This is a genomic window from Actinacidiphila bryophytorum (genome assembly GCF_016916835.1).
In the GTDB taxonomy this organism is placed as follows: domain Bacteria; phylum Actinomycetota; class Actinomycetes; order Streptomycetales; family Streptomycetaceae; genus Actinacidiphila; species Actinacidiphila bryophytorum.
On the sequence record NZ_JAFFIX010000021.1, the window covers coordinates 140,487 to 147,757 of the forward strand.

Sequence of the window (7,271 nt, forward strand, 5' to 3'; positions counted from 1 at the left end):
AAGGTCGTGGGAGTGGAGCCGTCAACGCACGAGCAGGTCGTGGTGTCCTTCCGCGGGGTGGCCACGGGCGTGGCCGCGCCGGTGCGTGGCAGGGCTGCCGGGCACATGGTGCAGCCTTCCGCGCCGGCGCTGCTGACGTACCCGCAGGGCGAACTGCTGCGCGGCGGCCGACCGCACCGCGTCCTGGCCGGGTCGATGCACTACTTCCGGGTCCATCCGGCACAGTGGGCCGACCGCCTCGGGCGCCTGGCGGCCATGGGCCTCAACACCGTGGACACCTATGTCGCGTGGAATGTCCACGAGCCGCACCGCGGGCAGGTCCGCTTCGACGGCGGCCGCGACCTCGGGCGCTACTTCGGCCTCGCCCAGGACGCGGGCCTGGACGTGATCGTCAGGCCGGGCCCGTACATCTGCGCCGAGTGGGACAACGGCGGGCTGCCCGCCTGGCTGACCGGGATGCCCGGCATGCGGCCCCGCTCGTCGTACCGCCCCTACCTGGACGAGGTGGAGCGCTGGTTCGACACCCTGCTGCCGCAGATCACCGCGGCGCAGGCGGCGTACGGCGGCCCCGTGGTCGCGGTGCAGGTGGAGAACGAGTACGGCAGCTACGGCGACGACCGCGGCTACCTGGAGTGGCTGCGGGACGCGCTGACGGGCCGGGGCGTCGGCGAACTGCTCTACACCGCCGACGGGCCGACCGCCCTCATGCAGGACGGGGGCAGCCTTCCCGGAACCCTTGCCACGGCGACCTTCGGCTCCGATCCGGCGGCAGCCGCCGCACTGCTGCGGGCGCGGCGGGCCGGGGAGCCCTTCGTGTGCGCGGAGTTCTGGAACGGCTGGTTCGACCACTGGGGCGAGCGGCACCACATGCGCTCGGTGGACAGCGCGGCAGGTACCCTCGCCGGCATCCTGGACGCCGGCGGCTCGGTGAGCATCTACATGGCCCACGGCGGCACCAACACCGGTCTCGGCTCCGGCGCCAACCACGACGGGGTCCGGCTGCAGCCGACCGTGACCAGCTACGACTCGGACGCGCCGATCGCCGAGAACGGCGCCCTGCGCCCGAAATTCCACCGCTTCCGCGAACTGCTGCTCGCCGCGACCGGCGCCGAGCCCCGACCTCTGCCCGCGGACCCGCCGCTGCTGGCGCCCCGCACGCTGCTGCCCGTGCCGGGGGCTGGCCTGCTCGAAGGGCTCGCCGCACTGGCACCGGCCACCGCCTGGCCGCATCCGCCGAGCTTCGAGGAGCTGGGCCAGCCGTCGGGTCTGCTGCTCTACCGCGCACGCCCCCTGGTGCCCGCGGGCACCCACGACCTGACGGTGCACGGGCTGCACGACCGCGCCCAGGTCTTCGCCGACGGTGTGCCGGTCGGCGTGCTCGACGGGGAGACCGGCACCCTGCCGCTGACCGGCACCGGGCGGCGGATCGCACTGGACCTGCTGGTGGAGAACCAGGGCCGGATCAACTACGGCCCGCTGCTCGGCCAGGGCAAGGGCATCCTGGGCGGGGTGCGGATCGGGCCGCGCCTGGTGCACACCTGGACCGTGCACGGGCTGCCGCTCGACGAGTGGACTCCGGAGCTGGTGGAGCACGCCCCGGCCGCCGCAGCGCCGGCCGGCGGCTGCGGCTTCGCGACCGCCCGGCTCGACGTCGACACCCCGGCCGACACCTTCCTGGCACTGCCCGGCTTCTCCAGGGGCCTCGTCTGGGTCAACGGCACACTGCTCGGCCGCCACCGGGAGATCGGCCCGCAGACCACGCTGTACGTGCCCGCGCCGCTGCTGTCCGCGGGCCGCAACACGGTGACCGTGCTGGAGCTCGAACGCTTCGGCGACCGCATCGAACTGCGCGACCGCGCGGAGCTGGGGCCGCCGCAGGAGTACGTCGAGACCTTCGACTGAGCCGCTTCGGCTCAGTCCTGCGCGTCCTTCTTCGCCCGGCTGGGCTGGACCCGCTTCGGCTCGCCCTTCACCTTCGGGTGCTCGGGCGGGTAGGGCAGGTCCCCGAGGCCGTGCTCGCGCTCGTCGCGGTCGGCCAGGTCCAGGGCCGCGTCCAGCCGGAAGGCGTGCTCGTCCATGTCCGCGTGCAGGTCGCCGACTTCCGCGTACCTGACGGGCATGGTGACCAGGTCGAAGTCCGCCGGCGCCACCTCGGTCAGCTCCTCCCAGCGCAGCGGGGCCGAGACCGGCGCGTGCGGGAAGGGCCGCACCGAGTAGGCGCTGGCGATGGTGCGGTCGCGCGCGGTCTGGTTGTAGTCCACGAAGATCTTCTCGCCGCGCTCCTCCTTCCACCAGGCAGTGGTGATCCGCTCCGGCGCGCGCCGCTCCAGCTCGCGCGCCACCGCGATGGCCGAGCGACGCACCTGCGTGAAGGTCCACTCGGGCGCGATCGGCACGAAGACGTGCAGACCGCGGCCGCCCGAGGTCTTCGGCCAGCCGGTCAGGCCGAGCCCGTCGAGCACGTCCCGCAGCTCCTGCGCCGCCCGCACCGCGTCGGAGAAGTCGGTGCCCGGCTGCGGGTCCAGGTCGATCCGCAGCTCGTCGGGGTGCTCGGTGTCGCCGCGGCGGACCGGCCAGGGATGGAAGGTGAAGGTGCCCAGGTTCGCCGCCCACAGCACGGCCGCCACCTCGGTCGGGCAGATCTCGTCGGCGTAGCGCCCGCTGGGAAAGGAGATGCGGCCGGTCGGGATCCAGCCGGGCAGGTTCTTCGGCGCCCGCTTCTGGAAGAAGGACTCGCCCTCCACGCCGCTGATGTAGCGCTCCAGCGTGGTCGGCCGGTCCCTGAGCGCCCGCAGGACGCCGTCGCCCACGCTCAGGTAGTAGCGCACCAGGTCGGCCTTGGTCAGGCCGCGCTGCGGGAAGTAGACCTTGTCCGGGTGCGACACCCGCACGGTGCGTTCGCCGACGGTCAGCTCCAGCGTCTCTGCCATGCCCCCACGCTAGGGCGGGCACGCCGCCGCCGCGCCCTGTGCGGCGCGGGCGCGCACAATCGGAGCATGGACCTGCCGGTGATGCCCCCAGTGCAGCCGATGCTCGCCAAGGCCGCGAAGGCCATCCCGGCCGGCATGCAGTACGAGGCCAAGTGGGACGGCTTCCGCGCGATCGTCTTCCGCGACGGCGACGAGATCGAGCTGGGCAGCCGCTCCACCAAGCCGCTCACCCGCTACTTCCCTGAGGTGGTCGAGGCGCTGCGGACCCGCATCCCGCCGCGCTGCGTACTCGACGGCGAGATCGTCATCGCACGCGACGGGCGGCTGGACTTCGATGCGCTGCTGGAGCGCATCCACCCCGCCGACTCCCGGGTACGCCACCTGGCGGAGGTCACACCCGCGAGCTTCGTCGCCTTCGACCTGCTCGCGCTCGGCGACCGGTCGCTCATGGCGGAGCCGCAGCGCGACCGCAGGTCGGCACTGACCGCCGCGCTGCGCGAGGCGACAGCTCCCGTCCACATCGCCCCCGCCACGGACGACGTGGCACTCGCCGCGGACTGGTTCAACCGCTTCGAGGGCGCCGGCCTCGACGGCGTCGTCGCCAAACCCCCGGACCTCGGCTACCGGCCCGGCGAACGCGTCCTGGTGAAGGTCAAGCACGAGCGCACCGCCGACTGCGTCGTGGCGGGCCTGCGCCGGCACAAGAGCGGCCCGGTGGTCGGCTCCCTGCTGCTCGGCCTCTACGACGGCGAAGGCCGCCTCCAGCACGTCGGCGTCTGCGCCTCCTTCCCGATGCGCCGCCGCGCCGAACTCATGGAGGAACTGGCCCCGCTGCGGATGGACTCGGTGGCGGGACACCCCTGGCAGGAATGGGCCAGCGAGGAGGCCCAGGCCGCCGACCGGCTGCCCGGCGGACCCAGCAGGTGGACCGGCAAGAAGGACCTGTCCTGGCTGCCACTGCGCCCCGAACGGGTCCTGGAGGTCGCCTACGACCACATGCAGGGCGACCGCTTCCGCCACACCGCGCAGTTCCGCAGGTGGCGGCCGGACCGCGAACCCGAGCAGTGCACTTACGCGCAGCTGGAGGAGCCGGTCGGGTACGACCTGGCCGACTTCCTGTCGGCCGGGCAGGACTGACGCGGCGTCCGGTCAGCCGGGGACCGGTCAGCCGAGGAAGGTGAGCCGCACCTTGCGGCGGGGGTTGTCGCGGTTGGTGTCCACCAGGACCACGGACTGCCAGGTGCCCAGCTCCAGCCGGCCCCGGACCACCGGCAAGGTGGCGTGCGGCGGCACGAGCGCCGGCAGCACATGGTCGCGGCCGTGCCCCGGGCTGCCGTGCCGGTGCCGCCACCGGTCGTCCGCGGGCAGCAGGTCCTGCAAGGCGGCCAGCAGATCGTCGTCGCTGCCCGCGCCGGTCTCGATCACGGCGACGCCTGCGGTGGCGTGGGGCACGAACACGTTGAGGAGGCCGTCGGCTTTGCCGGCCTCCTCGTGCAGGAAGGCGGTGCACTTCGCCGTGAGGTCGTACACGGATTCCACCCAGCCGGTGGAGACGTCGATGAGCCGCGAACGATAGCGATCAGCCATCCCCCCATTGTCCCCCCACCCGTCTGGACCCGCGCCGTTCCCCGCGCCCCTGATGGTTGCCCCTTCGGAGGAGGGCGAGCGTTTCAGGGGCGCGGGGAACTGCGCGCCCAGCCCGAGGAGCGGGAAAGAAGCAACGCCACAGCAAGTGGCACCCGCCCAGGGGCTCGGGGAACTGCGAAACCAGCCCCCACCGAGCGAGAGGCGACCGCCCACCGCAAGGGGCAGGACCTGACGGCCCCCCGGGAGGGGGTGATTGCCGGGGGCGGCGATTGGTCTGTACCATTCAGCGGGCCTGGACACCGTACCGTCCTTGCCGCAGCCCGGAGGGGGTGAAGGTGTTGCGCCGGCTCACCGCACTGGTCGACTCCTGCCTGCTGCCCACGGTACGCGGGCGCCACGAACGGCTCCCCGAGTGGGTGATGCGCAGCCTGGAGAACGGAACGCCCGGCGCAGCCGTGGACACGCGGGAGACGGCCGACGCGCTGCGCGCGGCGCTGCCGGACGCGCTGACGGGGCACCCGGGCGACCCGGCGCGGCACGAGGCGGAGGGCGGCGGGAACGCCGCCGCGGCCGACCTCGTCGCGGCGGGCGCGAACCTCCATCTGGCCGTCCGCCCAGGACGCCGCGCCGACCAGACCCGCGTCTTCGTCACCGATCTCCAGATGCACGGCGTGGCCGCCGCACTCGGCCCCTTCACCGCGGGCGGCAGCCTGCGGCCCTTCGCGGAGGGCGCCGCCGCGGGGGTGCGGGGTATCACCGCGGGCCACACCCCGGTGCCCGGCGACGAGGATCTGCCCGCGATGCTCAGCGCCCGCGCGGTGACCGGAGTACTGCGCGGCGAGCTGGGCTACGGCGGCGTGGTGCTGAGTGACACGCTGGACGCGCCGTCGATCGTCGACGGCTGGGGTGTGCCGGGCGCCGCGGTGCTGGCGTGGATCGCCGGCGTGGACCTCGTACGGCTCGGCCCGTCGAGCGGCGCGGGCGTGCGGGACGCGATCCACGCCGCGGCGGCGCGGGCCGTGGCCGACGGCGACCTGCCGCAGCGGCGCCTGGAGGAGGCCGCGGAGCGCGTCGCGAGGCTGCGCCGCTGGGCGTCGGAGCCGCGGATGCCGGCCCAGGAGCCGGCCCCGGCGGCCGGCGCGGGCTGACCGCCGGGCGGGGAAGCATTGCCCCTGCTCCGCGGTTGGGACTGGCATGGACGTTGCGGTGCGTGAGGTCGAGGTGGCCGTCGTCGGCGCTGGGCAGGCCGGCCTGTCCGCCGGGTATTTCCTGCGCCGCTCGGGCCTGGCTCCCGGTGCAGGCTTCGTGGTGCTCGACCACTCCCCCGGCCCGGGCGGCGCCTGGCAGTACCGCTGGCCGTCGCTGACGTACGGCAAGGCGCACCGGGTGCACGAGCTGCCCGGCATGCCGCTGGGCTACGCGGACCCGGACCGGCCGTCGGCCGAGGTGGTGGGCGACTACTTCGCCCGCTATGAGCGGGAGTTCGACCTGCGGGTGCGCCGTCCGGTCGACGTGGCGGCGGTACGCGAGGGCGACGGCGGGCGGCTGCGGGTCGAGACCGACGCCGGCGTGTGGTCGGCGCGCGCGCTGATCAATGCGACCGGCACCTGGGACCGGCCCTTTCTGCCCTACTACCCGGGCCAGGAAACCTTCCTGGGGCGCCAGCTGCACACCGCGGGCTACAGGGGCGCCGCGGAGTTCGCCGGCCGGCACGTGGTCGTGGTCGGCGGCGGCACCTCGGCGGTGCAGTTGCTGATGGAGCTGGCCGACGTGGCCAGGACCACCTGGGTGACCCGGCGGCCCCCGGTCTTCCGCAGCGGGCCCTTCGACGAGGAGTGGGGGCGCGAGGCGGTCGCGTCGGTCGAGCGGCGGGTGCGGCAGGGGCTCCCGCCGCAGAGTGTGGTGAGCGTGACCGGGCTGGCCGCGACAGAGGCGGTGCGGCAGGCCGAGGAGCGCGGCATATTGCGACGCGAGGAGATGTTCGACCGGATCACGCCGCACGGCGTCGCCTGGGCCGACGGCCGCACCCTGGAGACCGACGTCATCTTGTGGGCGACCGGATTCCGCGCCGCCCTGGACCACCTGGCACCGCTGCGGCTGCGCGAACCCGGCGGCGGGATCGCGGTGGAGGGCACCCGGGTGCTCAAGGACCCGCGTGTCCACCTGGTCGGCTACGGGCCGTCGGCGAGCACCATCGGCGCCAACCGCGCGGGCCGCACGGCCGTGCGCGAGGTCAGGGCGCTGCTGGACGAGCACCGCCTCCAGGCCGTGCGCTGAGCCACGCGGCCTGTATCGCGCCGGCCCAATAAACATCGGATGTCTCCTTCCCTCAGGAAGGAGCTTGCGGCAGTATGAGCGCATGCGTGATCGAGATCAGCCCGGCCTGCACCGGCGCGGCGCGGAGGACCCATGCGCGTAGCGCTTTTCGTGACCTGTGTGAACGACATGCTCTATCCGGACACCGGGCGGGCGGTGGTGGCGCTGCTCGAACGGCTCGGTGTGGAGGTGGACTTCCCGACGGGGCAGACGTGCTGCGGGCAGGCCCACTACAACACCGGCTACCGGCGCCAGGCCGAGCCGCTCGTGCGCCGCTATGCGGCGGTCTTCGACGGCTACGACCACGTCGTCACCCCGTCGGGCTCCTGCGCGGCCATGGTGCGGGACAACTTCCCGCGGATCGCGGCGCGTGCGGCCGACGAGGGCCGTGACAACGGGCTGGCCGAGGCAGCGGCAGCCGCCGTACCGAAAACATAT

7 protein-coding genes are annotated in these 7,271 nt (G+C 73.9%); 5 read left to right on the forward strand and 2 right to left on the reverse strand.

Going from position 1 to position 7,271, the window contains the following annotated elements:
- Positions 1–105 precede the first annotated feature (105 nt).
- Positions 106–1,902 (forward strand): glycoside hydrolase family 35 protein, encoded by a 1,797-nt coding sequence (locus JT723_RS26305; protein WP_205047291.1) that lies wholly within the window; start codon positions 106–108, stop codon positions 1,900–1,902.
- Between the two features lie 11 nt (positions 1,903–1,913).
- Here JT723_RS26305 and ligD read toward each other — a convergent pair whose 3' ends face one another.
- Positions 1,914–2,930, reverse strand: a complete 1,017-nt coding sequence (gene ligD / locus JT723_RS26310; protein WP_205047270.1) for a non-homologous end-joining DNA ligase — start codon at positions 2,928–2,930, stop codon at positions 1,914–1,916.
- Positions 2,931–2,996: 66 nt separating this feature from the next.
- On the opposite strand from ligD, the gene JT723_RS26315 reads away from it, so the two are divergent.
- Positions 2,997–4,067, forward strand: coding sequence for an ATP-dependent DNA ligase (locus tag JT723_RS26315; RefSeq protein WP_205047271.1), 1,071 nt, complete (start codon positions 2,997–2,999; stop codon positions 4,065–4,067).
- Between the two features lie 27 nt (positions 4,068–4,094).
- Here the strand turns inward: JT723_RS26315 and JT723_RS26320 are convergent, their stop codons facing one another.
- A complete protein-coding gene (locus JT723_RS26320; RefSeq protein ID WP_205047272.1) occupies positions 4,095–4,517 on the reverse strand; it encodes a secondary thiamine-phosphate synthase enzyme YjbQ in 423 nt (140 codons plus the stop codon).
- Between the two features lie 329 nt (positions 4,518–4,846).
- On the opposite strand from JT723_RS26320, the gene JT723_RS26325 reads away from it, so the two are divergent.
- The 3 genes from JT723_RS26325 to JT723_RS26335 form a co-directional block, all read left to right on the forward strand.
- The gene (locus tag JT723_RS26325; RefSeq protein WP_205047273.1) at positions 4,847–5,665 is read left to right on the forward strand and encodes a glycoside hydrolase family 3 N-terminal domain-containing protein; all 819 of its coding nucleotides are present in this window, start codon (positions 4,847–4,849) and stop codon (positions 5,663–5,665) included.
- A 58-nt stretch (positions 5,666–5,723) separates the two neighbouring features.
- Positions 5,724–6,794: an NAD(P)-binding domain-containing protein gene (locus JT723_RS26330; protein WP_307864022.1), complete on the forward strand. Its 1,071-nt coding sequence runs from the start codon at positions 5,724–5,726 to the stop codon at positions 6,792–6,794.
- A 132-nt stretch (positions 6,795–6,926) separates the two neighbouring features.
- A partial coding sequence (locus JT723_RS26335) for a heterodisulfide reductase-related iron-sulfur binding cluster (RefSeq protein WP_205047275.1) occupies positions 6,927–7,271 on the forward strand: 345 nt, incomplete at its 3' end.